Source organism: Coprobacter secundus subsp. similis (assembly GCF_015097275.1).
Classification (GTDB): Bacteria; Bacteroidota; Bacteroidia; order Bacteroidales; family Coprobacteraceae; genus Coprobacter; species Coprobacter secundus.
This window is the reverse complement of record NZ_AP023322.1, coordinates 4,007,252-4,032,296: the sequence shown is the minus strand read 5'-3', so window position 1 is coordinate 4,032,296 and position 25,045 is coordinate 4,007,252. Positions and strand designations below refer to the sequence as shown.

At 40.7% G+C, this 25,045-nt stretch carries 22 protein-coding genes and 1 pseudogene; 10 read left to right on the top strand and 13 right to left on the bottom strand.

From position 1 onward, the window contains the following. Positions 1 to 109 precede the first annotated feature (109 nt). The 8 genes and pseudogenes from Cop2CBH44_RS15930 to Cop2CBH44_RS15895 all read right to left on the bottom strand — a co-directional run bounded on the left by Cop2CBH44_RS15930 (position 110) and on the right by Cop2CBH44_RS15895 (position 6,944). The gene (locus Cop2CBH44_RS15930) at positions 110 to 424 is read right to left on the bottom strand and encodes a TIGR04076 family protein (protein ID WP_200755198.1); all 315 of its coding nucleotides are present in this window, start codon (positions 422 to 424) and stop codon (positions 110 to 112) included. 4 nt (positions 425 to 428) lie between these two features. Then, positions 429 to 1,037 carry a hypothetical protein gene (locus Cop2CBH44_RS15925; RefSeq protein WP_200755197.1) on the bottom strand — a complete coding sequence of 203 codons (609 nt, stop codon included), beginning with the start codon at positions 1,035 to 1,037 and terminating at the stop codon, positions 429 to 431. Positions 1,038 to 1,218: 181 nt separating this feature from the next. Further along, positions 1,219 to 2,097 carry a Cbp1 family collagen-binding glycoprotein adhesin gene (locus Cop2CBH44_RS15920; protein WP_021929322.1) on the bottom strand — a complete coding sequence of 293 codons (879 nt, stop codon included), beginning with the start codon at positions 2,095 to 2,097 and terminating at the stop codon, positions 1,219 to 1,221. A 12-nt stretch (positions 2,098 to 2,109) separates the two neighbouring features. Further along, on the bottom strand, positions 2,110 to 2,832 hold the full coding sequence (rsmI, locus tag Cop2CBH44_RS15915; protein WP_021929323.1) for a 16S rRNA (cytidine(1402)-2'-O)-methyltransferase: 723 nt from the start codon (positions 2,830 to 2,832) through the stop codon (positions 2,110 to 2,112). Between the two features lie 10 nt (positions 2,833 to 2,842). Beyond that, positions 2,843 to 3,661 carry a DUF8457 domain-containing protein gene (locus Cop2CBH44_RS15910; protein ID WP_021929324.1) on the bottom strand — a complete coding sequence of 273 codons (819 nt, stop codon included), beginning with the start codon at positions 3,659 to 3,661 and terminating at the stop codon, positions 2,843 to 2,845. A gap of 91 nt (positions 3,662 to 3,752) precedes the next feature. After that, the gene (gene dacB, locus Cop2CBH44_RS15905) at positions 3,753 to 5,216 is read right to left on the bottom strand and encodes a D-alanyl-D-alanine carboxypeptidase/D-alanyl-D-alanine endopeptidase (protein WP_055099773.1); all 1,464 of its coding nucleotides are present in this window, start codon (positions 5,214 to 5,216) and stop codon (positions 3,753 to 3,755) included. A gap of 400 nt (positions 5,217 to 5,616) precedes the next feature. Then, positions 5,617 to 6,456: pseudogene (locus Cop2CBH44_RS15900) on the bottom strand (IS3 family transposase); the annotation flags it as partial. Then, entirely contained in the window at positions 6,441 to 6,944 is a 504-nt protein-coding gene (locus Cop2CBH44_RS15895; RefSeq protein WP_200755196.1) for a helix-turn-helix domain-containing protein, read from the bottom strand. The gene Cop2CBH44_RS15895 and the pseudogene Cop2CBH44_RS15900, both read right to left, overlap by 16 nt. A gap of 386 nt (positions 6,945 to 7,330) precedes the next feature. Here Cop2CBH44_RS15895 and Cop2CBH44_RS15890 point away from each other — a divergent pair, with 386 nt between their 5' ends. Both Cop2CBH44_RS15890 and Cop2CBH44_RS15885 read left to right on the top strand, forming a co-directional pair. After that, the gene (locus Cop2CBH44_RS15890; protein ID WP_021929326.1) at positions 7,331 to 7,918 is read left to right on the top strand and encodes a thymidine kinase; all 588 of its coding nucleotides are present in this window, start codon (positions 7,331 to 7,333) and stop codon (positions 7,916 to 7,918) included. Between the two features lie 14 nt (positions 7,919 to 7,932). Next, positions 7,933 to 9,078 carry an AI-2E family transporter gene (locus Cop2CBH44_RS15885; RefSeq protein ID WP_021929327.1) on the top strand — a complete coding sequence of 382 codons (1,146 nt, stop codon included), beginning with the start codon at positions 7,933 to 7,935 and terminating at the stop codon, positions 9,076 to 9,078. An 81-nt stretch (positions 9,079 to 9,159) separates the two neighbouring features. On the opposite strand, the gene Cop2CBH44_RS15880 is transcribed toward Cop2CBH44_RS15885, so the two are convergent. From Cop2CBH44_RS15880 to Cop2CBH44_RS15865, 4 genes are all read right to left on the bottom strand, one after another. Then, positions 9,160 to 9,681 carry a hypothetical protein gene (locus tag Cop2CBH44_RS15880; RefSeq protein ID WP_055099747.1) on the bottom strand — a complete coding sequence of 174 codons (522 nt, stop codon included), beginning with the start codon at positions 9,679 to 9,681 and terminating at the stop codon, positions 9,160 to 9,162. Positions 9,682 to 9,853: 172 nt separating this feature from the next. Further along, positions 9,854 to 10,102, bottom strand: a complete 249-nt coding sequence (locus tag Cop2CBH44_RS15875; RefSeq protein WP_200755195.1) for a TIGR03905 family TSCPD domain-containing protein — start codon at positions 10,100 to 10,102, stop codon at positions 9,854 to 9,856. 7 nt (positions 10,103 to 10,109) lie between these two features. Continuing rightward, positions 10,110 to 10,712 (bottom strand): peptide deformylase, encoded by a 603-nt coding sequence (gene def, locus Cop2CBH44_RS15870; RefSeq protein ID WP_200755194.1) that lies wholly within the window; start codon positions 10,710 to 10,712, stop codon positions 10,110 to 10,112. 218 nt (positions 10,713 to 10,930) lie between these two features. Continuing rightward, complete coding sequence (locus Cop2CBH44_RS15865; RefSeq protein ID WP_021930049.1) at positions 10,931 to 11,311, bottom strand: winged helix-turn-helix transcriptional regulator; 381 nt, start codon at positions 11,309 to 11,311, stop codon at positions 10,931 to 10,933. 342 nt (positions 11,312 to 11,653) lie between these two features. On the opposite strand from Cop2CBH44_RS15865, the gene Cop2CBH44_RS15860 reads away from it, so the two are divergent. After that, positions 11,654 to 12,022 (top strand): MmcQ/YjbR family DNA-binding protein, encoded by a 369-nt coding sequence (locus tag Cop2CBH44_RS15860; protein ID WP_021930050.1) that lies wholly within the window; start codon positions 11,654 to 11,656, stop codon positions 12,020 to 12,022. A gap of 18 nt (positions 12,023 to 12,040) precedes the next feature. On the opposite strand, the gene Cop2CBH44_RS15855 is transcribed toward Cop2CBH44_RS15860, so the two are convergent. Further along, on the bottom strand, positions 12,041 to 12,700 hold the full coding sequence (locus tag Cop2CBH44_RS15855; RefSeq protein WP_021930051.1) for a DUF305 domain-containing protein: 660 nt from the start codon (positions 12,698 to 12,700) through the stop codon (positions 12,041 to 12,043). 448 nt (positions 12,701 to 13,148) lie between these two features. Between Cop2CBH44_RS15855 and Cop2CBH44_RS15850 the strand changes: the two genes are divergently transcribed. The 7 genes from Cop2CBH44_RS15850 (at position 13,149) to Cop2CBH44_RS15820 (ending at position 25,040) form a co-directional block, all read left to right on the top strand. Further along, entirely contained in the window at positions 13,149 to 16,268 is a 3,120-nt protein-coding gene (locus Cop2CBH44_RS15850) for a SusC/RagA family TonB-linked outer membrane protein (RefSeq protein WP_200755193.1), read from the top strand. A 14-nt stretch (positions 16,269 to 16,282) separates the two neighbouring features. Beyond that, positions 16,283 to 17,689 (top strand): RagB/SusD family nutrient uptake outer membrane protein, encoded by a 1,407-nt coding sequence (locus Cop2CBH44_RS15845; RefSeq protein WP_200755192.1) that lies wholly within the window; start codon positions 16,283 to 16,285, stop codon positions 17,687 to 17,689. Positions 17,690 to 17,709: 20 nt separating this feature from the next. After that, a complete protein-coding gene (locus tag Cop2CBH44_RS15840) occupies positions 17,710 to 18,312 on the top strand; it encodes a fasciclin domain-containing protein (RefSeq protein ID WP_021930054.1) in 603 nt (200 codons plus the stop codon). A gap of 11 nt (positions 18,313 to 18,323) precedes the next feature. After that, positions 18,324 to 20,210 (top strand): hypothetical protein, encoded by a 1,887-nt coding sequence (locus tag Cop2CBH44_RS15835; RefSeq protein WP_021930055.1) that lies wholly within the window; start codon positions 18,324 to 18,326, stop codon positions 20,208 to 20,210. A 209-nt stretch (positions 20,211 to 20,419) separates the two neighbouring features. Further along, positions 20,420 to 21,994 (top strand): T9SS type A sorting domain-containing protein, encoded by a 1,575-nt coding sequence (locus tag Cop2CBH44_RS15830; RefSeq protein WP_200755191.1) that lies wholly within the window; start codon positions 20,420 to 20,422, stop codon positions 21,992 to 21,994. Positions 21,995 to 22,100: 106 nt separating this feature from the next. Further along, positions 22,101 to 23,678: a beta-N-acetylhexosaminidase gene (locus Cop2CBH44_RS15825; RefSeq protein ID WP_021930056.1), complete on the top strand. Its 1,578-nt coding sequence runs from the start codon at positions 22,101 to 22,103 to the stop codon at positions 23,676 to 23,678. Between the two features lie 30 nt (positions 23,679 to 23,708). Then, complete coding sequence (locus Cop2CBH44_RS15820) at positions 23,709 to 25,040, top strand: sugar MFS transporter (RefSeq protein WP_021930057.1); 1,332 nt, start codon at positions 23,709 to 23,711, stop codon at positions 25,038 to 25,040. Positions 25,041 to 25,045 lie beyond the last annotated feature (5 nt).

Here is a 25,045-nt window from a genome sequence, read left to right as displayed (position 1 = left end):
TATCACAAATGCAACAGACCAACTATCCTTCATTCACCATAACAGACTCTGCCAGAAAAGTTATAATTAACCTCAAAAATCACCCCTGCCATTTATAAAGAATCTTATCTCAATCTGCATCTTCATCCAATGTCTCTAGCAAGAAACTAACCGGACGAAAACCATCATTACATGAAATCATTGCCGACTTTTCATTTTTCATCCATCCACTATAAAAATTACCTCCTCCATGAGTTAAAGTCATAACAAACGGTGACATACTTTCCCAGGCACTATCGCACATCCCTTCAGGCTTTTTCCAACCGTTGGCAATAAATACTTGTCCCTCTTCCATATCACAAGCATGCTCGATAGGATTCTCATACTTCGCTATCAAATCCCGGTAACAAGCGATTCTCATAACTGTAATCTTACATTTTTTCATAATATCACACTTTCAAACCATTAAGAAAATCCTTAATACTGACCAGCCTTCTGGCGCCATGTATCAATCTCTGTTTAAAAACAACAGCTTCAATATTCTCCTTAACATTACGAAATACATTCTCACTACGTTTATATTCCGGTAAAATCAACTCCTCTGTAGAAGATATTATTTTTACCACTCTCCTTATAGAGTCAAAAGCCTCTTGGGTATTCGTACTTTTCAATCTCCAGATTATTTGTTCTATTTCATCATTATCTTTCCATATAAAAATGATAAAACACGGCAAATCGGAAGACTCTTCAAGAGAAAAAAAATCCAGAAATTTCCGGTTACTATTCGGCTCTTTCCATATAGGTACCATCATTTGGCACATTTCCTCTGAACACCTCGGATGTGTATAATATCCATCATCTAAAGGCTTAATTGAAAAAATAGGCCAATTTGCTCCGGATATCTCATCCAATTCATTCCAGAAATCATTATCACGCAAGACTTTTACTATGTAAGAATGCTTTCTGGTATACATGATGAAACCATATATTCTGGAGGTTGCATTATCACACACACCCCTCAGTTTTTCAATACCGAATTCTTCGTTCAGTGCAATCATAATATTTTCAATTTAACGGTCACCGGTTATAACAGACATACAGCAATAATTATTGACGCAACATTTTTCACTCCTGCCCTATTAAACAAACAGAGCGTAACAAATGCCCTTTCATCCATTCGCTACGCTCTGTTTCGATTTATTTAATTCTTTTTACAAAATATGATTTCACAGACACAAATCAGTCTACTTTTATAACAAGATATTTAGACAAACTCCAAAATTCCGTAGGGTTAGTGATTACCAAAGTCAACAAATCTTTGTCATTTTTCTCAAAAGTATACGAACCTTCGGGATGTGTAGTAAGCAATTTTGCTTTTTTACTTTCCAAAGAAACCTGTTTGAACGTACGTAAATCTTCTTTTGTGAAATAATTCTTATTGAAGTCTCCCTTCATCACTTCGCTGGCTTTAAATAATCCACCACCTGAAATGATTTTTTGTTCCTTCAGTTCCTTTGTCGTACCGAATACATAATAAACCGTATTTATCTCTTTTTCCTGAGACGAAATAGTGCTTTTCTGTTTCTCGGTCTCCTCAGAAAGAGTATTTACCTGACCGGCCAACTCCGACACGGCGTTATCAAGCTCTTGTATACGCACATCACGTTTTGCCAACTCTTCCTGCAAGGAAACAATCATGGCTGTTTTGCTCTCGATCTCAGCATTCAATCGTTCCACTGTTTTCTGGAACTGGGACGACTGATACTTACTATTCTTCAACTGGCTTTGCAATTTTGCCAGCTTTTCCTTATTATCTTTCAATGTCTGGGCCACCAGTTGCATATCAGATTTCAAACGCTCCCGAGTAGTCATATCTACCTCGCCGGTTGCCGAACTCTGCACGACCAGATAATTTTCAGCCTCTTTAATTTGCCTAAAACCATCTTCCACATCATTCATCAACTGCAACATCTCATCAAAATCAGCTTTGGTCTGAGCATTAAGCTGTACCAAAGAATCATTCTCTTGCCGGAGTTTTTCCACATCGCCCGACTTGGAATTACAAGCCGTGAACATCATCGACGCCATCACGGCAACTGATAAAAGAATCTTTTTCATAATCTTTCGTGTTTAAAATTCAGAGAACTTATTTGGGTTGTCTTTTTCTTTATTTTTTTCCTTGCCTGGAACCCCAGCCACTACAATAACAATCTCTCCTTTAGGTTCGTGTATAGTAAAGTGAGCCGCAAGCTCCGACAAAGTATCTCTTACCGTCTCCTCATGTACCTTTGATATCTCACGACTGACCGAAGCTTCCCGGTCACCCCCGAAAACTTCAACTAACTGAAGGAGAGTTTTTACCAGACGAAAAGGAGACTCGTAAAATATCATGGTCCTCTTTTCTTCCGCCAACTCGGCCAACCGCGTAGCCCGCCCCTTTTTCTGTGGGAGAAAACCTTCAAAACAAAATCTGTCATTAGGCAATCCCGATGCTACCAATGCCGGAACAAAAGCTGTAGCCCCCGGCAGACATTCTACTTCTACCCCGGCTCTGCGACACTCACGCACCAGCAAAAAACCCGGGTCCGAAATAGCCGGCGTACCTGCATCCGAGATAAGGGCTATGTTTTCACCTCCTTTGATACGCTCCACCACACCTTCCACAGTCTTATGCTCATTAAACTTATGATGTGACTGCATACGAGTTTTAATATCGAAATGCTTCATCAATATACCACTGGTCCGGGTATCTTCGGCTAAGACGCAATCGACTTCCTGCAATATACGTATAGCTCTCATCGTCATATCCTCAAGATTCCCTACCGGAGTGGGTACTATATATAACTTTGCCATAATGTTTCTTCTATAAATAACGTTTCTCTACCAGTGACATGAAGTCGATAACCGTTGCATTTTCAGGATCCCATCCAAACTGGCCCTGCAAAAAAGTTTCAGCATCGGCAAATGTACCTATCTCCCCAAGTGCATCTATAGCAGAATTCATCACCTCATCGCTATTCAAAAACAGTTCCCGACGAAACCGAAAACGGTCATTCAACGTCATTGCCTTACGTATGTCCTTGGCTCTTTTTCTCTGTAAAGCCTCATCTACCGAAATTTCCGCATCAACATTTTTCGGAAAAACTGTTTTATCAACTACGGCGTCGACAGCATTAACGTCTTTCCCAATGTCTCCAGATTCTGTAAACTTCGGTACTGCAACACTCTCCGGCTCCTGTATCTGACATACACTTTCCCGTTCTGCTATATTTTTAGAAACAATATTCTGTCCGTTTTGTTCCTCATTCAAAGTCCTTTCAGTATCATCTGAAATTTCCTCCACCACCTCTTCCTCTTGCTCTTCATCAACAGAGGGCGTACATTCTACCACAAATGGCACTTCTTCATCATCGATAACAGGTTCTTCTGGATAACCCAAGTCCGGTATCACAGAAACCTCAACATCTCGGCTTTCTTTCACACCATTGTCTTTCTGCTCAGACACTTTTTGCTTGACGTCGTGATGCAATAAAAATATAGCATCCGTCAAAGCCTGAGCCTTTTCTCCTGCCAGTTTATATAAAATTTCAGGGGTTGAGGGAGTCTGGTCGATCACCAATAATAACTCTTTCAATTCGGCCAGATCGTCCAAAATCGGTTGTATTCGGATATCCCGGGACATATCTTATTCTTTTTGTTACACAAACATAATATAAAAAAGCGGTTTTAACAATCCATCGGCTTATTTTTTCATACCGGTAAACTAATCTATATCATCTTCCGGACAATTCAGAAAGGAACAATCGCTCAATATCCCTCCTCAATATACTTCGAGGACCGGTAAAATTATTTACCATAAGTACTATAATATATGGCTTCTGCCCTATATAATATCCGGCAAAACACTGTACCCCCATAATACTGCCACTTTTCAGATACAAACTACCATTGAGTCGGCTTCCTTTCAATAAATTTCTTACCGTACCTTCCTCTCCCGCTTTAGGCAAAGTACGAAGAAAAGAATCTCCATTCTTCCCATTCTTGATAGAAAACAATATGCGGGCTACCGCACCCGCCGAAATACGATTTACAGGGGACAGACCGCTGCCATCTGCAAGCATAAGAGACGAAACATCTATACCCTTCTCTCTCCAATACCCGGATACAACCTCTATTCCGCGCGATGCCGACGCTATCGGATAACGAGTAAGGGCTATCTGTTTCAATAATGTCTCTGCAAACAGATTGTTACTACGCTTATTGGTGACGGTAATAATATCTATAAGCTTATCGGACGAAAAACTCAATAACTGATGCATGCCAAAATACGAAAACGTCTCCCCTCGTTCCCGCAACAGTCTTACCGTAATCGGTTTACCTTGCACTTTTATACCTTTCGATACAAACATCCCCGAAACCACTTGTCCCAAATACAATGCCGGGTCTGGAATATCTCCCTTTACTGTAAAAGTAGAGCGGTTAGCCGGTAACGTCCCATACAAATACCTCTGACCGGAAAACGGAGCACCATAGATATAAACACTATCGATAGCATTAGCTGCCGCCCGCAAATAATTGGAGAACATAAGATCGGGAATCTCCGGTTTCGTCCCCAAAATTTGCGGAGCAGTACCCACAGTGCCCGACCGGAGTATGAGCCTGTACATATTATCAGAATAATTCAACCCATAACTTCCTGCCGCAAAATAATTACCCATATCCTCCCACAACCATTTATGAGATACACCTTCTGTATCAAACAACGAATCGTCACACACAACACGTCCTTTGATTCCTTTAATACCGGCAGCTTGAACAGCAACAAACAATTTATTCAAAAAATGGTCTTGCGGATACCGGCTGAATTCCGACCCCAACATAGGGTCACCACCTCCTCGGATAATAAGATTCCCCTGCAATATTCCGTCTTTATCTACTGTCCCTGTATATCCGACCTTTGTAGCAAAACGGTAATCTGGTCCAAGCAAATCAAGAGCCGTAGCAGTCGTCACTACCTTCAACACAGAAGCAGGTAACAAAGCCCTTTCCTCATCATAAGAATGTATCATTCTTCCGGTCGTTGCATCCAGCAAGCAATAACCTACCGAAGCAACCGACAACTCAGGAGACTTTATAAAATGCAAGATTCCTTCGTTTGCATACAATGCAAACTTTGTCATGCTCATATAACACAACAATACTATACCAATCGATTTACCCCAAACTTTTCGTAACATAAATATATTCAATATCTTATATCCTGTCTAAATTCCACATAGTCATTTTTTTTACAAGCCCTTTTCCGAGATATTTTTTGTTCCGATAAGAACTACGTAACGTATAGAGGAACAAGAAAACAGACTGAAAAAACGATAAAATCCGGATATATTAATCTTCTCACTGGAAAATTCAGACTGGCTCTCAATCATAAATACAAATATATAACGTTTTCTTAGAGTCCGCTCAAAATTTGCACAGACATTTTTTGTTTTGGTATTATTTATCGTTTTCTCCTTAAATCCCCTCTCAAGAGGGGAAACTTCCCCACTCAAACAGCCCATTACCAAAAAGAAAGCACCATCCAAAACCTCCCCTCTCGAGAGTGAAGTGCACCCCAAAAGTTGGACGGGTTATACATTATCCGGTAATGGAAAGAGTCCGGTATTGTACCGGGCTCTTTCCCTTTAACCGGGATTTTATTCTCCTATGGTTATAATAATCGATATATTCCTCCAAAGCTCTCGTGAAGGCTTCAGGGGATTCGAAGTTTTCGGCATAGAGCAGCTCGGACTTCATGATGGCGAAGAAGCTCTCGGCCATGGCGTTGTCCAGACAATTGCCCTTGCGTGACATGCTTTGGAGCACGTTGCGCTCTTCGAGCCGTTGGCGGTAGCCGTAATGCTGGTATTGCCAGCCTTGGTCGGAGTGCAGGATTAGTCCTTCCAGGTCGTCATTCCGGGAAAAGGCTTTGTCCAACATATCGTAAATCTGTTCCATGTTGGGGGTTTCGGAGAGGTTATATGAGATGATTTCTCCATTGAACATGTCTATTATCGGCGAAAGGTACAGCTTGGCCGGACCGATGTTTATCTGCGTCACGTCCGTGGCCCATTTGCGGTTGGGGGCTTCGGCCCTGAAGTTCCTGGCGATGATGTTGGGGGCTGTCTTGCCGGACTGGTGCCTGTATGAGCGGTAACGGACTTTGCGGATTCTGCTCTTGAGCTCCATTTCATCCATCAGCCGCCGTACGGTCTTATGGTTGGTCGTGAAGCCTCTGTTGCGCATCTCGGCCGTCACCCGACGGTAACCGTACCGGCCCTTATGTTCATGGTAAATGGATTTGATAAGTTCCTTTTCGTGTGCATACTTGTCCTTGTCTTTCAGATGCTTAAGATGATAGTAGAACACTGAACGGGCCATCCTTTTTAACTTTAGCAATAAGTCAAGGGGGTATTCCGGCCTTAGTTCGTCGATGGCTTTTGCCCATTCTCTCGTGCCCGGGCTTTCTTTTCCTCGACTAAGGCCTTCACTTTTTTTAGCAGCGCATTCTCGGCTCTGAGCCGCAGGTTTTCTGCCTGGAGTTTCTCCAGTTCTGTCTGTGGTTCTTTTTTCTTGGGTCTTGCCATGGGTCTCGGCTGTTTTATCCGGTAAAGGGAACCTCCTGTGCGGGCCTTTCTCAGCCAGGATTTTATGGTACTGCGGTCTACATCGTAACGGAGGCTCAGTTCTTGCAAAGATATTCTTTTTTTTGTATGTTCCCATATTATTCTTTCTTTTTCTTGGGTGTTGAAGTGGTATTTTGGGGTACGTATTCGGAGGCCTTGGTCTCCGTACTTTTCGTATCTCAGCAGCCAGTCTCTGACCATATGGTGGTCGAGATGTAGGGCCTTGCACAGGCTCGAGAGGGGACGGCCTCTCTTGATTTGCCTGACTATGTCCCGCTTTTCTTCTAAGGTGTGTTTCATTATTGCACTGTTTTTATTGGGTTTTTTGTCCAACTTTTTGGGGGCACTTCGAGAGGGGCCGGGGTGTGTGACGCCTGTACATAGCCACCTAAAATCAAAAACAACACCTCACCAAACAGTAGCAAAATCATCTCATCCCAAACCGTGCATCTTATCCCAACACACTTTCCGAGAAGAAAGATTATTGTTTCTAAAAATAACCCGGTTATGTTTTCTTCCAAGAATATTTTCCCACTTTCATTCGTCAAACAGCCTGTTATCACCCTCATAAAAACCAAAAACAATATCAAAACAAACCCTTTCAAATTTTTATAGCAGCCAATGAAACTATAAATAAAAAATCTGCGTACATTTGTACATATTAACGATATTCGAATCCTTTACACATGATATTTTCTGAAGAAAATTATGAAACTCACCGCAGGGGACGTATCGAAGTCATTTGCGGCTCTATGTTTTCGGGAAAAACCGAAGAGCTCATCCGTCGGTTGAAACGAGCCAAAATAGCTCGTCAACAGGTAGAAATTTTCAAACCCGCTATCGATGTAAGATACTCAGAAGAAGACATTGTCTCCCATGATAGTAATTCCATAGCTTCCACTCCGGTAGACAGCTCCGGTAGCATTCTTCTATTATCAAGCGGAGTAGATGTCGTAGGTATAGACGAAGCTCAATTTTTCGACGACGGCATAATAGATATTTGTAACCAATTAGCCGACCAGGGTACACGAGTTATCGTAGCAGGATTAGATATGGACTTTAAAAAAGAACCGTTCGGACCTATGCCAAAGCTGCTTTCCATTGCCGATGAGGTAACCAAGGTACATGCCATTTGTGTAGAATGCGGACATCTGGCCAACTATTCCCACCGCCTGGTCGACAATGACAAACGGGTATTATTAGGTGAAAAAGGAGAATATCAACCACTGTGCCGCAGTTGTTATAATAAAAAGCACGAAGCCCATAAATCATAAAAAGACCGCCACGTATGTACATTTCTCGACGACCTTATACTTTCGACCGCGTTATACGCATACTCTTTACTATAGCTATCGTTGTAGGGATATTTTATCTTATCGATTTACTGAAAGGAGCTCTATTGCCATTTCTTGTTGCCTGGCTTCTCGCTTATCTCATCCATCCTTTAGTCGACTTTTTCAAAAAGAAATGCCACATACGTAACAATTTTTTAGCCATCGTAACGGCCCTTATTTCCATTATTTTATTTTTCTCTTTACTGGGTTGGATATTCATCCCTTCGATTCTCGATGAAATAGACAAAATAAAAATAATGATACAAGATTATTCAGACAACGAATACAACATTCCTTTCCTGCCTGAAAGCTGGAAACTTTTTATACAGGAGAATATCGATTTTGAACGTATTGCCGGAATGATGAATAAAGAAGACTGGTCAAATTTGGTAAAAAAAGCCTTGTCTGAAACTTGGATTATCATCTCTGGGTCAGTAAGTCAAATAATTACGATTGTAAGCTGGTTTATCGTTCTTATATACCTTATTTTTATTTTACTTGACTACGATAAAATCATTTGCGGATTCCGAAACATGATTCCCCGCCAATATCGTCGTCCGGTATTATCTATCCTCAGCGACGTGCAAGTAAGTATGAACCGCTATTTCAGAGGTCAGGCATTGGTCGCCTTCATCGTAGGAATACTGTTCAGTATCGGCTTCCTAATCGTAGGGATGCCATTAGCCATCGTCCTCGGATTATTTATCGGACTATTGAATATGGTCCCTTATTTGCAAATCATAGGATTCATTCCCACAATACTTCTCTGTCTGTTAAAATCTGCCGAAACAAATGAAAACTTCTGGGTACTGTTCGCTGCCTGCTTGGTTGTATTCATCGTAGTACAACTTATCCAGGATCTTTTTCTGGTTCCTCGTATTATGGGTCACGTTACAGGGCTTAATCCGGCAATTATTCTACTCTCACTCTCTATATGGGGAAGCCTATTAGGCATCATAGGCATGATTATAGCCCTGCCTTTAACAACTCTCTTGCTGGCCTATTACCAAAAATATATTTTACATACAGAACCGGATGAAAAAAAGAAATCGCAACTGCCAAGTAGGAACAAACGCGAAAAGAAAATACCCGAAAAATAATATCCTGTTCAAATTTTGCTCATACCAACTTCGAGAATTTCCTTTTATCGGAAAATTCAAACTGGCTCTACATACATCCATTTATCTGTCCTGATTACGACTGAAAAGTAACAAGACATAAGACATCATTTCTCCCAACAAATCTTTGCTGACAACTCCATTCACCCGATAATCGATTCTATCTATATTACGAATTACCTCTCGTAACAGAGCCTCATCAGAGAATATTACATTATCGAAATATGACAACGATTCCTTTAAATTGGCAAAAAAACATTTCATATTCTCTATCGTCTCCAAAAGAGAATCCGTCAATGAAATACTCTTATCAGCCTGAATATAATATGACCATCGCGACTGCTCATACATCATATAAAAAGTAAAAATGTCAAACTGTTCGGCTGTTGTCTTATAAAACAAATCCTGAGGAGGATTTCCACCCCGGACAATACCTACCGGCGAATTAAACACCTGATAAAAATAACGGAGTATCAGTAATACAATGATGAAATACGGATAGTCCGCATCCCCGCCTCTTCTTTTATTCACCCGGTTAACGACCCGGCTCAATACCTTATACGAATATTTATCTGTTATCTTCATATCTGTATAACAAACAAGTAGAAAAAAAGATAACAGTAAATTTCATAAAAGAATAAAAATCCGATAAGGAAATATCCCCTACCTAAGAGAAGCCTCTCTCTCGAATTTATAACTCGATAAAAATGAATTATATCAATCTATAACGATTACAAATATGTCCTATAAATTTATGTTACTCCGATACCATAGCATCAAGAGCCTTGCACAACTGGTCAGGGCACGACGTTTGCTTATTGCCGCAACGTATCCCGCTCAAACGATGCTTCACTTCTTCCACCGGCATACCCTCTACCAACCGGCAAATACCTTGAAGATTACCGCTACACCCGCCTCGAAAACAAACATTCTTTACAACTCCGTCACACACCTCGACTTCAATCTGAGTACTGCATGTACCCTTTGTCTTATATATAGATTTCATAATATAATCAATTCGATAATTTATCAATATAAAGTATTCCCGATAAATGATCTATCTCATGCTGGAAAATCACAGCAGTAAATCCGCTTACTGTATCTTGCTTTTCTTGCAGAGTGCTCTCATCGACATATCTTACCACAATATCTGTAGAACGGGCGACCATTCCCATACGGTCAGGTATAGAAAGACAGCCTTCTTTCCCTACTTTTTTTCGTTCCGACATGTAAACCAAACGAGGATTAATATAAAATTCGAAAGGTTCCCCAGGTTTATCAAAACGCTGTACAGCAATCAGACAACGGCTTATCCCCACCTGTGGTGCTGCAATCCCCACCCCCGGTTGCACCGTATCATTAACGGTATATAACATTCTTTTTTTCAACGTTTCGAAACAAGACGAGCGTATTTCTTTCTCCGATAGAAGTTTTGCTTTCCGACGTAGAAATAAAGAATCTTCATAGTTGGTTGTCAACCAGACTCGCATAATACTGTCTTTATCGGTTCCAATAATCATCTTCTCTTCCTTACTGAAAGAAGACTCATGCCTTTGGGCTGCACACAAAAAAATAAAAATAAATACAGCAAATAATATATAATGTAATGTTCTCATATATTTAATTCTCCGCTATCCCTTTTATACATCAAGCAAGTATATAGCAAATAAAAAACAACTTCAATTATCAGAGAATTCTACTCTCCCGATTTTGTCAGTATCAATTATCGGTCAACTATATACCCAATTACTCCCAAAAATCCTCTTTTAGCAGGAGGCAATCGACCCACCGAGAGCAGATGATTGAGAATACTGACAATTATAATCAATATCCTCTATTCAGACAAGCTTTCAACCTCAAATTTTTTGCGGTGCTTGACGATAGTCTTCATATGGGTTTGTGCCCATTCGGTAAGCTGGATAATAAACGGAACCAAAGACTGTCCAATATCGGTCAATCGGTATTCCACTTTGGGTGGTACGACCGGATAAACCTTGCGAGAAACCAATCCATCAGCCTCTAGTGTTCTTAGCGTAGCCGATAATACACGTGACGAAACATCCGGTATCAACCTGCACAATTCATTGAAACGCACTATCTCCTGTTCGCTCAAAACCAGAACGACCAACAATGCCCACTTATTGCCGAAACGTGCAACGACATTCCTTATAGGGCAAATCTCGATAATTGAATTTTTCTCTTCTTTCTTCAACATATTCTGCAATTTTTATATATCGGCAATATCATCTATATTGCATAAATAGTTACTTACTTTTATTTGCAAAGTTAGCAAATTTGGATTCAGACAAAAACAATTCCCTTTGCTAACCCAACTTTTTCCGTTCCACAAATAGTTGTTTCTTTGCAAAATCGAAAAAAGGTTAGTATTAATTACAACCATAACTCACTGATAAACAAAACTTAGTAGTTCGATTTTTCTCTATAAAGCAGAAATTTATTCGTAACAAAGAAAAAAAACTTATCCAAAATTCCATGAATAAACACTAACTTAGTACCATGAAACAAAAAATTCAATTCTACTATTTTATTATAAAATATGAATGTTGAAGAATTCAGAGAATACTGTCTTTCATTTAAAGGCGTACATGAAAAAATGCCTTTCCCGAATGTTACCGACCCTTACAGCCGTAACGTACTTTGTTTTTATATCGGAGATAAATGGTTCTGTTTTGTAAATATCGAGGTTTTTGATTTTTGTTGTATCAAATGCCAACCCGATAAAATAGGAGAATTACAAACCGATTATATAGGTATAAAGCCAGGATGGCATATGAATAAGAAACACTGGATCAGTGTATACTTCAATCAAGATGTACCCGACAAAAAAATTAAGGAGCTTGTAGAAAACTCCTATAATATCGTAATCAAAAGTCTCACACAAAAAGACCGGGAAACCTTATTGTAAATATTTTTCAAGAAACAATCATTTACAATCATTTTCGATAAATTTCTGCATCTGTTCTATCTCTTTTTTCTGATCAGATACAATACTTTGAGCAAAAGTAACAAGCTGTGATTGAGGCTCAAGTTTTAGAAATACCATTGCCATATCTACTGCAGCCTGGTGGTGTGGCAACATGACCATAGCAAAGGAACAATCGACATCCTTTCCTTTCAACTCCATATCTGTTGGCGTCTGATGCATCATATCCATCATTATCTTAGTCATAGCATCAACATATTTTATCGGCACAGTCTCTCCTTCTTTATACGGATAGTTTTTCAACATCGTCTCCATCTCGGCAATTTCCTGTTGTTGAGCTGTCACTATCTTTCGAGCAAGCCGTATCATCTCCGGACTCTTACCATATTTGATTTCATACTCAGCCATTTCTACTGCTCCCTGGTGATGCGGAATCATCTGTCGTAAAAAATCACCGGAAACAGATGCGTCCAAAGAGACCGAGTCCATCTCTGTCATCATAGAATCCATCATCTTTAGTAACATACTTTTTCTTTCGGCACAATGTTCCGTATGCTGCTCACCATTGGCAGCCAATAAAGTTATACACAAAAATACCGACAAAAGACACAAACTGGCAATCATTGAAAACCGGTTCAGATTTATAGCTTTTTTACCCATACTATCAATTTTTTATTGGTTATATAACAAAAATACCGGTAATACAGTTCTTCAAAACTCATACAATAAAATGCATCCCATCACGTTTTGAATGAAGATAAAACACTGAATCAATAGACCTGTTACTACGAATCGAAAAATTTAACTCACAAACCTCCGATTTATTTTCAAACGATAAAAACATTGCGATTATCTTTACAAACTTGTTCACAAAGCTTTACAAACAAATATTTGAAGAATTCTTATAACATTATGAATAATATTTCAAGTCCGTTCCATGTTTTTTCGATTGCTTTGCAGAAAACATTTATGCTTTGAAAACAACTGGAAATAAATTTGATTTTATAGGACTCATTTATATTGTCCTTATCTCCGTCATGATACTATTTTTTTTGACGGTCGTCTTTTAATATCTAAACTATAACAACAAATTTTAAATGAGCTTTATATGAAAAAACCAAATCTCTTACCACTACCCTTTCATTACTTTTTGAAAACAGCATATATATGCTTTTTTCTTTCTGTATTGAATATCCCGTTATTGGCACAATCCGAGGGGATAAAAATATCCGGTACCGTTACCGACACCAAAAAAGAACCGCTTATTGGTGTCAGTATTCTACTGAAAGGTACAAACAAAGGTACACTTACCGATATCAATGGCAAATATACCATCACTGTCCCCGACCAACATGCCGTTTTACAATTTTTCTACACCGGATTTAACCGTGAAGAAATCACCGTAAATAAAAAGACCACTATAAACCTAATCATGACCGAAGCAATAAAAGAGCTGGACGAAGTTGTTGTTGTAGGTTATGGAGCAATGAAAAAACGAGATGTAACCGGAGCCATCGCTTCCATATCATCTGAGACAATAGAACAGCGAAATGCAATTTCTATTGCAGATGCATTGCAAGGACAGACTGCCGGAGTACAAATCACTACCGGGTCAGGGGCTCCGGGAGAAGCGGCAGATATCCGTATCCGGGGTACATCCACATTCGAAGGTGGGGCAAAACCCCTATACATTGTAGATGGTGTCCCTTTTGAATCCATCGAAGATATAAACCCTGCCGATATAGAATCTATCGAAGTCTTGAAAGACGCGGCATCAGCTGCCATATACGGTTCACGTTCAGCCAACGGTGTTATCTTGATTACGACAAAACAAGGAGAAAAAACCCGCCCGAGACTCGACATCCGTTACCTCAAAAGTTTCAGTACACTCAGTCGTAAAATGCCTAAAGCTAATGGAGACGAACGCCGTTACTATGACCGGGTACGACGCGAACTGACTGGTGGAGTCAATGGGTACGACATCAAAGACTCTCTGGCTTTTTTCAATAATCAAGACATAGACTTGCAAGACCTGCTTTTCCGTACAGCCTCACGCGACCAAGTTGATTTAAGTGCCAGTGGAGCATCCGATGCTTTCAAATACTATCTGAGTGCCGGATTCCTATCCGATAAAGGCATCATGGTAAACAGTAATTACAATCGTTTCACCACTCGTATCAATACCGAATACAAACCTAATAAATACATTACACTGGGGAGCAAAGTACACTTGAGTTTTGCATATAAAAACGGTATTTCTGAAGACGGTGTTTTAAACCAAGCCCTTGAACGACCTTCATATTGGGCAATATTCAATCCCGACGGGAGTTACGTCCCCAACATCAGCAGCCGGCGCAATCCCTATGCTGTTGCCATGGATGATGTAAACAAAGCTCAAAACTACCGGGCTTCAATATACGAATATGTAGAAGTGCGTTTCAACAGTAAATTCAAATTCAATACAAACATACAAGGAAACTATTTAAACGACCGAAGCCAATTTTTCCGCACTACACCTCAATTATCAACCGAAGAGAGAAGTACAGGACGTGACCTTTCGGAAATAAGTTACGACTGGGCCAATGAAAACTATCTCAGCTACAACGATAAATTCAAATATCACGAACTAAATGTCATGGTAGGTAATAGTGTACAATTTTGGGGGCGCGAAAACTTGAACATAGTAGGTCTCGACTACACCACCGACATGATTTATACGCTGAATACAGCTTCTCTATTCGATACGAAAAAAACATATACCCGGTTTTATCGCCACAAAATGGCCTCATTTTTCGGTAGAGCCTCATATAACTATAAAGGAAAATATTTGCTGAATGCCAACATCCGTTTCGACGGGTCTTCTCGTTTTGGCTCGTCAAATCGTTGGGGTACTTTCCCATCAGCATCTGTAGGTTGGCGTTTCTCCGATGAGAGATTCATGCGCTGGAGCAAACGTTTTTTAAGTGATGCCAAATTAAGAGCCAGCTGGGGTATTACCGGTAATCAGGAAATCGGAGACTATGACTCTTGGCAACTTTACAGCCCCAACTACATCTATGAAGGCGTATCGGGAATTGCAGCCAGTAACCTGGCATACAACGGACTCAGCTGGGAAGAAACTACACAGTACAATATCGGACTTGACTTACGTATGCTGAACAACAAACTCAGAATTGTTGCCGATTACTATAAAAAAAATACGGACAAACTGTTATGCCAAGTAGAAGTTCCCAAAGAAACCGGTTTCAAAACAATGCGTAAAAACGTCGGTGCCATGACCAATGAAGGTTTTGAATTTACTGTCGATTACGACATATTTCGTAACAAAAATTTCTCATGGTCGGTCAACTTCAATATTGCCAAAAACAATAGCATAATCACTCAAATTGCCGATGGAGTTCCATTTTATAAAGGTATGGACGAAGCCATCTATGTGCAACAAAATGCCAGACTGGGTGAATTTTACGGATACAAATACCTTGGAATATTCGCTTATGACGAATCGAACGCCTTCAGTGACAACTGGGAACGCCTGACCCCGGTCTTCTCAAACGGCACATTTACCGGTAAATACTATTTAGGTGACAAAGAATATACAGGCACCGTACAACAAAAAAAGAGTTCTGACGGAAGCGTATTGAAAGGCGGTGATGTCGACTTTTTCGACACCAATGGCGACGGAACGATAAACTCTGCCGACAAAACCAAGATAGGCTGTGCCCAACCTGACGTATTCGGAGGCCTCAGCACCAACTTGTCTTACAAAGGTATCTCTTTATACATCTCATTCTTCTACTCTTTAGGAGGCGATGTATATAATTATGCCGAGGCTAAACGTAACAAATTTTCTTATGACGGAGCAACCCCTTCTCCTGATGCAATACACAACATGTGGACAAAACCGGGCGATATAGCCAAATATCCGGCTCCTATCAATAAAGAACATAACCGACTACCGCCATCGAGTTTCTATATAGAAGACGGCTCCTATATAAAACTTCGTAACGTGAAACTTAGCTATTCTTTGCCCAAGAACTGGATAAAACCAGCTTTATTGAAAGCTGCGACCATATATATATATGGCAATAACCTATTGACATTTACCAACTACACAGGATATGATCCCGAATTTTCCCTGAACACAGGCGACCCGTTGACTCTCGGTATCGACCAGAACCGTTATCCGAGAAAAAGAGAATACGGATTTGGAGTTAATATAACCTTCTAAAAATTTATTGTACGATGAAAAATAAACTTATTATATTATTCTCAGCATTACTCACATTCTCTTCATGTAGCGATTTTCTGAATGAGAAACCTATTAGTGACCTTACAGCCGAAAGTTTCTGGCAAAGCGGGACAGACGCAGAAATCGGGATAGTAGCTATATACAGTGCTTTTGCCGAAGCTATGTCTCCGGGACTTTGGGACTGGGGAGAACTAAGAGCCGATAATTACGTTCCACACGACAAAGATGCATTCGACCAGAAAGAAATGATATACAATACCATGTCGAATGATAATCAGGCTGCATATTGGACCAACCTTTACAACGTTATCAGCCGAGCCAACGCTGCTATTAAATACATACCCAACATTACGATGACAGCCAGTACCAAAAACAATCTTCTCGCTGAGGCATATGCGATGAGAGCATGGGCCTATTTTTATGCTGTACGGGTATGGGGTGATGTACCCATGTACACCGAACCGATAGAAGAGATTTCACAAGGCATATATAGAGAGCGTACAGACAAAAACCGCATTTTCCAAGAAATTATACTCCCTGACCTTGAAAAAGCATATTACCTCATCGATAAAACCGCGACAAAACGTACTCGAACCAATGTAGCTACAGTATGTGTATTGATGATGGACGTTTATGCATGGCTTCACGAATACGAGAAAGTCGTAGCCGTAAAAGAAGAAAAAGTAGACTTGCTCAGCAAGAACCGTTGGGGGCTGTCGGCTCTCGAACCTACGACATTCGAAAAAGACTGGCGCGCTATGTTTTTTGATGACGAAACCGCAGAGATTCCTATCGAAGTCATTTTTAAAGTAGCTTATGATGAATTAGGTAATGGAGAAAATCTGTCAATCAGTTATTTCGCAAGTTCACAACCTCGCGTCTTTCTTTCCGACAAAGCAAAGGGCATGTATGGCATACTGGACAAACGATTCGGCTCCACCCAATGGGAAGATATAGGCGAAGGCAAGTCGCAGCTCAAATTCAAATTCTGGCCCGATGGCACTATCTTTACCGGTACCGGACGTATATACTCGGACAACGACCTAGTCATCTACCGCTATGCCGACATTGTACTCTTATATGCCGAAGCCCTCAATGCTCTCGACCGTACACCGGAAGCCATTACCGAACTCAACCGTACACGCACACGAGCAGGAGAGAATCCATATTATGTCAGCGATTTTGTCAGTAGCGACGAAGTACTCGATGCCATACTGGACGAACGGCAAAAAGAATTTTTAGGAGAAGGTAAACGATGGTTTGACCTCGTACGCTGTAACCGATGGAAAGAAGTGATGCAACCCATCAATGGAATGTCTGATGAACGAAAAGTACTCTTTCCCATCCACAGAGACCATCTGAACCAAAATCTGAACCTGAAACAAAATCCTGGATATTAACACCTAAAAACCGAAGCAAAATGAAAAATATAGTTTTATCACTCACAGCAGCCCTGTGCTGTTTCTTATTCAGCGGTTGTCTGGGTATACAGTCGAGCTACGATTACGAGCCCGCCAACATCGATAACAACGTATATATGAATACCTGGGAATTTATCCAATCGCGTCCTGATGCATTCTCTTCCCTGAAAAGAGCCATAGAACACTCCGGCATAGATATTAATATCTATACACAGAACGACAGGAAATATACCTATCTGCTCCTGCACAACGATGCCTTTAAGGGGGCAAACGGAATCCTTTCGAACTATGGTGCTGCCTCTATTGAAGATATGGACAAAGAAACCTTGAAAAACATATTGTTATACCATACAGTCGATGGATACTACCACGGATTGGGAACACTCAACTTCGACCCCACATATGTGATTACACTTTGGAAATCACCCGATGCTTTCATGACATTAAGGCTGAACAACAAAAACTCTATCGAACAATATTCCCGACTTATCATCAATGACATGGCAGGAAACAGCACTCCCGTTACTGCAATCACCAGCAACATCCTTACTACGAACGGAGTTGTCCATGTTGTCGATACACAAATTGTATATAAACCCTAATTTTTATAGCCATGAAACAAGTTCAATATATAAAGACAGGACTTCTGTCCAATTTAATACTGATACTATGTATATGTGCTACATGGTATTCCTGCAATGACGATGCAGACCAGGCTGCTGCCGCACCTGAAATATTATTCATGAACGAAAATCTGACGGTCGATTTGAATAAAGCGACCAATCCGCCGATTGTCTGTGTCATCAACGCTGAAGCAGGACTTAAAAGCGTACAGACATTCATACAGAAAACCGGAGATGTAGAAGTTGCTCTGGAAAAAGAAGTTGTATCATTTTTCAACAAATACAGTTACTCTTTGAGTCAAACCCCGGTGTATAGTGAAGACATGATAGGATTCAAGGTTATCGCCACCGACGAAAACGGAAAAACGACAACAGCAACATTACCTTTCGAAGTAATCCCATTGCGAGACGCTCCGACAGTAACATTCAACGACGGTATCAACGAAATCAATTACCGCGAAGGAGACATGATGCCCAACATATCGATAACAATAGAAAGCGAAGAAAATCTACAATACCTCGTACTCTCCGAGGTGGTAAACCGAGTAGAGAAAAAAATAAAAATCAACGGAAACGATACGCTCAAGTTTACAAATGGCGAACAAAGTTATACACTGAATCTTCAGGATGACGGATTTCAATTCAAAGTAGGAACTACCGCATTAAAGGCAAAAGCCGGAGCCGGGCCTTCTGACCGTATCAAGGTAAAAGTCGGTACTTTGAAAGTAAACTTTACTGAAATTCCGGCTCCTCAAGTCACATTCGACGGAGGCGATACTCCGATTAATGCCGATGAGTTTAGCGATGTAACCGTAAAAGGTTCTATTACCACTGAATCGAAACTGGTATCTGTTCGATACCTTAAACGCACACAAGATGGCCTGGTACAAATAGGAGAAAAACAAGAATTTTCCCCTTCCATAAGCAGTCACAACTTTGAAGTAACATTAGAAAATGTATTTGTCGATGTCACAGGCCTTATAGTCGAGGCTACGGACGAACTCGGGAAAAAGAGCAACACCGAAAAACAAATCATTGTGAAAGAAGTGGCCCCTGCACCGACAATCACATTAAATCAAAAAGAAAAAGAGTTCAACGGTGTCGATATCAACTCAACTCTATCTGTAACCGGAAACATCACATCCCTATCAGGCATAACAGATATAAAACTGATAACGACCACCCGCACCGGTGAAGAAACCGTAAAATCTCTGAATATCACAAACGATAAAAACGTAACACTTAATGAATCCGTCACTGCTGATAAAACTCTTGCCGGTATCAAAATCGAAGCGACTGACATCAACAATAAAAAAAGTAATATCTCGTACGATGTACATGTAGGATATTATTACCACGAAGTATTGATGTCTCTCGACGGTGCTCCTAATCACGGCGACTCTACTCCCGGATGTTTCTTCTCTGCATCACAGGCCAGGGCCTACGATTATTGTGACGGTATGGCAAACTGGCAGGAAGTCGATATCGCATTCTCATCATACAGTACAAACACGGTTATACGGGTAGCCTCTTTGAAACAAAGCATCACCAAATTCAAACATGCGACTTGTGGACTCGATAAATGGGAAAATGTAAAAGGATGCTATTTCAAAAAAGCAGCTAAAATAAAACGAAGTACTTTTGACCAAGCTACAGTTGACGATATGCTGGCCGAAACATTGCCGACCAATTTCGAACAAATTGCGTCCTTAACTTCCGGTAATTTCGAAACACCGACTGAAGACGTCGGGGTATATGCTACACCTATCGATGGAGTGACCAAAAGGGTAATAATCGCATATGACCATTTTGTAAAACGGACCGAAAATAATCTGGCAGCTTCTCAATTTATGATAAAAGTAAAAATAGAAAAATAGCTCTTTCTCAAGTGTACCTTTTTCATAACACCGTATACGCCCCTGTTCCTTGTAACAACTATAGGTTTCCTCTTTCTGAAAAGAGACAGGGGTGTATCATTTCCTTAAAACAAAAAAATTTGAAGAATATTTATAATCTTTTGAACAATGGTGCAAGCCATTCTTAACAATGATACGGACATTTGTCATATCTCAAAATAATAAACGCTATGAAAATAAAACTACGACATTTAGCCGGAAAAGTATTTTTATCCCTAATACTCATATCCGGATTATCGACTCCCATTTCAGCACAAAATCTGATATCGAACGGGGATTTTGAAACTTGGGAAGGCATATCTACTGACACAGGACTCGACAAAGGAATTCCTGCTGGATGGACCTCACAAACCGGAGACGGTAACTTGACCTTATACCGAACCGGTACACCTCATAAAGGGAACTATTCCGTATTCGCCCGTAACACATCCGGTAATGTAAGCCGCATGTTCACACCCACATTACAACCCTTATCGGCCGGAAAAATGTACAAACTGACGTTCTATACCCGAGGTAAAGGAACCTTAGCCAATATCACACTGACTGAAAACGGAGAAAAACTGAACGGTGCTGTAGCAACCTCTCCTTCCGACAAAAATATCTTTGCGTCGCCATCAATGCTAAATAAAGAATATAACAACGGAAAGGAATGGGAAAAACAGGAATATACGTTCACCATACAAACAGATGGAATATACAAACTGATATTCTGGCCCAAATCGACTGCCGGCACAGATGGTGAAACATCGGATTATTTTCTTCTCGATGATATAGAATTAGTGGAATTTGTAGACGAAACTATCTGTACACTATCTGAAATAATAGTAAAAGGGTCCACCCTGAAAGAATTCGACCCAGGAATCCTCACCTACAATATCACCCTGGCCAAAGGTGCTGCAATACCCAAAGTTACGGCTACCCCTGCCGATACCAAAGCATCGGTAAAAATTACCGCTGCTACTAAAATAGACGGTACGGAGCCAGAACGCACCACGACAATCAATGTTACAGCTGCCGACGGTATCTCTACCCGAGAGTATAAAATCATTTTCGAAGAAAGTAACGAAATCCTTCGCGAAGGATTTGCATCCGAAGACCGTCCCGAAAAATTTACATATCCCAATAAAACAAACTGGATTATAGATGCCAATGCAGCACAAAACAATGGAGTATTTTTCGGAAACAATTCTATCCGGCCCAAGGGCAGTGATTTTACCGATGACTACTTTACAATAGACAACTGCACTTCGGCCGGTATTCTCTCCTTCTACCTGAAAAACAGAGGTGACAATGCCAACGCCATATTGACAGTATCCTATCAAAAGACCTCTGATAGCAACAATTGGATTGAACTTAAAACAATTCCCGATAGCGAAATCGGAACTTCTTACGAAAAAATCAGCTTACCCATTAATTCCGGAGAACCGGTAAATATTAAATTCCATATCCAAAAAACAGCTGGACTCATCGGATACAATATCGACGATATCTCTTTGACCCCGTTCATAGCTACAAAACAGGAAAACGAGAAGACGGGCAAAGATATAGTTTTTGCAAATGGGAATACGATTCATTTACAAACTTCCATTCCTACCAATTACACTTTATACAATATAAACGGACAAATATGTACAACCGGAAACGTATCAGGAGAATACACATTATCCGTCGATACAGCCGGAATGTATATTATTTCTCTGCAAAACGCCAATGGCAAATCGGTACACAAAATAATCATACCATAATGAAGCCCGACAAGTACACCTCTTGAAACAAGAGGTGTACTGCTCCAATCCCAAAAAGAAAAAAACAGTATAAATACAATTACTATAATCTTTTGATACCATCGACATGAGCCGAATATTATATACCTTCATCACATTGCTTTTCACTCTCGAAACAATAGCCGAAATCTCTGTTATTCCGGCTCCGCTTTCGATAAAAGAAACACAAAACGAATATCGTTCAGGAACCAAAATAGAAATCTGCTACAACCCGTTACTGAAAAACGAAGCTGAATATCTGCAATCGATATTCACAAAAGAAGGACTGCAATGCGCTTTGGCCACCGGTATCAAAACAAAAAACAGTATCGTTTTAGATCTCTCATCCAAAATAAAAGGAAAAGAAGCCTATTCGCTGGAGACTTCTTCCCAAACCATACATATTTCAGCCTCATCACCTACCGGGATTTTTTACGGAATACAAACTCTTCGGCAACTCATCCGTATCGACAACAAACAAATAGTTGTACCGGGGGTATCGATACAAGATAGACCGTCTTTTCCCTGGCGTGCTTTCATGCTTGACGAATGCCGACACTTCAAAGGAAAAGAATGTGTAAAACAACTGTTAGACGAAATGGCCTTTCTGAAAATGAATACTTTTCATTGGCATCTGACCGATGACCAAGGTTGGCGCATAGAAATAAAAAAATATCCGCTCCTGACCCAAATCGGAGCATTCAGAGACTCCACTCAACTCGAAAACTCCCGTAGTAATAAATATCTGCAAAAACCTCATGGCGGATTTTATACTCAAGAAGAGATTAAAGAAATCATCCGTTATGCCGACCGGCTGCATATACGTATCATCCCGGAAATAGAAATGCCGGGGCATGCCGGAGCAGCTATCGCCTCATATTCCTGGCTCGGTTGTACAGGCAAGCCAATACCCGTTCCCTGTAAATTCGGAGTAAACTACGACATTCTGGATGTTACTAATCCCGAAGTTTACTCCTTCATCGAAGGCGTATTGGATGAGGTTATCAACCTGTTCCCTTCACCTATCATTCACATTGGCGGTGACGAAGTCAAATATGACCATTGGAAAGCATCCTCGGCCATCACGCAATATATGGAAAAAAACAAAATCAAAAATCCGGCTGAACTTCAAATTGACTTCACCAACAAGATATCTCGTATGCTTAGCCAAAAAGGTAAACGAATGATTGGCTGGAACGATATAACCGGAGACAAAATTCACAATTTTCAAGCAGAAGACGAAACCGGAAGCAGTGCACAACTGGCACCGGGAACCATCGTTCAATTCTGGAAAGGAGACAGTACCCTTATAAGAAAAACATTAGAAAAAGGATTCGATATCGTAAATTCTTACCATATCTACACCTATCTCGACTATACTTACAAGAAAACCCCGCTTGAAAAAGCATATTCCTTCTCTCCCATTCCGGAAAATATTCCGGCCGAACTCAAAAAACACATACTCGGTTTAGGTTGCCAAATGTGGACCGAATGGCTACCCACCTGTGAAAGCGCACAAAAAATGATATTTCCTCGAATTGCAGCACATGCCGAAACTGGATGGACAGCTCCAGAAAGCAAAAACTTCACCCGATTCTCCAATGCATTGCAAGGACTCCTGAAACACTGGGACAAAGTCGGAATAAAATACGGAGATTTCAAATAAACCTGTACTGATAACCTCACAAACATTAGCATGACAACACAGAACGAAACACACGACCCCATAATGAACAAGAAAAACTTTATCATCTCCATAGCCATTATGGGAGGATTATTTTTCACATTTGGCTTCGTATCTTGGGTAAATGCCATACTCATTCCATATTTCCGTATCTCATGTGAACTGACACACTTCCAATCTTATCTGGTGACTTTTGCTTTTTACATTGCATACTTTGTGATGGCTATTCCGGCATCTATACTGCTCAATAAATTCGGATTCAAAAAAGGAATGATGTATGGGCTCTGGGCCATGGCTTTAGGAGCCTTACTATTTGTCCCTGCAGCTTCTACACGTACATACGGCCTGTTCCTTACCGGTCTTTTTACTCTCGGCACCGGACTGGCCATTCTACAAACGGCAGCTAATCCCTATGTAACAATCATAGGCCCCATCGAAAGTGCTGCCCGACGTATCAGCATCATGGGGCTTTGTAACAAATTTGCCGGAATCATATCTCCACTTATCTTTGCAGCACTGGTCTTACGTACCACCGACAACGAGCTATTTGCCCAACTGAATCAAAATCTGATTGTCGGCCCCGAACGGGAAGCGATATTGGACGAACTCATCCGAAGAGTCATGCTCCCATACACCGGGCTGGCTATCCTGCTATTCCTTTTCGGAATAGGAATCTATCGTTCGCCTCTGCCCGAAATCAATACCCGGCAAGTAAATAACGAAGAAGACAGTACTGTAACCGAAAAAAACAGCATCTTGCAATATCCGCATCTTATTTTAGGAGCATTGGCCATATTCCTGCATGTCGGGACTCAAGTTATTGCCATAGATACAATTATCGGTTATGCCGAAAGTATGGGCATAGGGCTTGTCGAAGCCAAAGTATTCCCTTCCTATACTCTTACTTGCACCCTAATCGGGTACTTCTTGGGTGTACTATTCATTCCCAAAGTTATATCCCAGACCAGGGCCCTAATTCTATGCACGACATTAGGGCTTATATTTTCTTTAGGTGTAATATTCGCTTCAGGCGACATCACCTTATTCGGACATCGAACCGACCTGTCCATCTGGTTTCTCGTACTGATGGGATTGCCCAATGCTCTGATTTATGCAGGTATCTGGCCATTGGCTATCAACGGGTTAGGGCGCTTTACCAACTTAGGGTCCTCCTTACTCGTAATGGGACTTTGTGGAAATGCATTCTTACCTATGATATACGGCATACTGGCCGACCATTACGATGTACGCACCGGATATTGGGTACTCATCCCCTGTTTCCTCTATCTCATCTTCTTTGCAATATGGGGACATAAAATCAAAAACTGGAAAAGCATAAAATAAAACAA

Excerpts from the sequence above, each read along its gene's own strand:
- Cop2CBH44_RS15930 (WP_200755198.1), bottom strand. The coding sequence starts at position 424 with ATGAAAAAATGTAAGATTACAGTTATGAGAATCGCTTGTTACCGGGAT.
- Cop2CBH44_RS15925 (WP_200755197.1), bottom strand. The coding sequence starts at position 1,037 with ATGATTGCACTGAACGAAGAATTCGGTATTGAAAAACTGAGGGGTGTG.
- Cop2CBH44_RS15920 (WP_021929322.1), bottom strand. The coding sequence starts at position 2,097 with ATGAAAAAGATTCTTTTATCAGTTGCCGTGATGGCGTCGATGATGTTC.
- rsmI (WP_021929323.1), bottom strand. The coding sequence starts at position 2,832 with ATGGCAAAGTTATATATAGTACCCACTCCGGTAGGGAATCTTGAGGAT.
- Cop2CBH44_RS15910 (WP_021929324.1), bottom strand. The coding sequence starts at position 3,661 with ATGTCCCGGGATATCCGAATACAACCGATTTTGGACGATCTGGCCGAA.
- dacB (WP_055099773.1), bottom strand. The coding sequence starts at position 5,216 with ATGTTACGAAAAGTTTGGGGTAAATCGATTGGTATAGTATTGTTGTGT.
- Cop2CBH44_RS15895 (WP_200755196.1), bottom strand. The coding sequence starts at position 6,944 with ATGAAACACACCTTAGAAGAAAAGCGGGACATAGTCAGGCAAATCAAG.
- Cop2CBH44_RS15890 (WP_021929326.1), top strand. The coding sequence starts at position 7,331 with ATGATATTTTCTGAAGAAAATTATGAAACTCACCGCAGGGGACGTATC.
- Cop2CBH44_RS15885 (WP_021929327.1), top strand. The coding sequence starts at position 7,933 with ATGTACATTTCTCGACGACCTTATACTTTCGACCGCGTTATACGCATA.
- Cop2CBH44_RS15880 (WP_055099747.1), bottom strand. The coding sequence starts at position 9,681 with ATGAAGATAACAGATAAATATTCGTATAAGGTATTGAGCCGGGTCGTT.
- Cop2CBH44_RS15875 (WP_200755195.1), bottom strand. The coding sequence starts at position 10,102 with ATGAAATCTATATATAAGACAAAGGGTACATGCAGTACTCAGATTGAA.
- def (WP_200755194.1), bottom strand. The coding sequence starts at position 10,712 with ATGAGAACATTACATTATATATTATTTGCTGTATTTATTTTTATTTTT.
- Cop2CBH44_RS15865 (WP_021930049.1), bottom strand. The coding sequence starts at position 11,311 with ATGTTGAAGAAAGAAGAGAAAAATTCAATTATCGAGATTTGCCCTATA.
- Cop2CBH44_RS15860 (WP_021930050.1), top strand. The coding sequence starts at position 11,654 with ATGAATGTTGAAGAATTCAGAGAATACTGTCTTTCATTTAAAGGCGTA.
- Cop2CBH44_RS15855 (WP_021930051.1), bottom strand. The coding sequence starts at position 12,700 with ATGGGTAAAAAAGCTATAAATCTGAACCGGTTTTCAATGATTGCCAGT.
- Cop2CBH44_RS15850 (WP_200755193.1), top strand. The coding sequence starts at position 13,149 with ATGAAAAAACCAAATCTCTTACCACTACCCTTTCATTACTTTTTGAAA.
- Cop2CBH44_RS15845 (WP_200755192.1), top strand. The coding sequence starts at position 16,283 with ATGAAAAATAAACTTATTATATTATTCTCAGCATTACTCACATTCTCT.
- Cop2CBH44_RS15840 (WP_021930054.1), top strand. The coding sequence starts at position 17,710 with ATGAAAAATATAGTTTTATCACTCACAGCAGCCCTGTGCTGTTTCTTA.
- Cop2CBH44_RS15835 (WP_021930055.1), top strand. The coding sequence starts at position 18,324 with ATGAAACAAGTTCAATATATAAAGACAGGACTTCTGTCCAATTTAATA.
- Cop2CBH44_RS15830 (WP_200755191.1), top strand. The coding sequence starts at position 20,420 with ATGAAAATAAAACTACGACATTTAGCCGGAAAAGTATTTTTATCCCTA.
- Cop2CBH44_RS15825 (WP_021930056.1), top strand. The coding sequence starts at position 22,101 with ATGAGCCGAATATTATATACCTTCATCACATTGCTTTTCACTCTCGAA.
- Cop2CBH44_RS15820 (WP_021930057.1), top strand. The coding sequence starts at position 23,709 with ATGACAACACAGAACGAAACACACGACCCCATAATGAACAAGAAAAAC.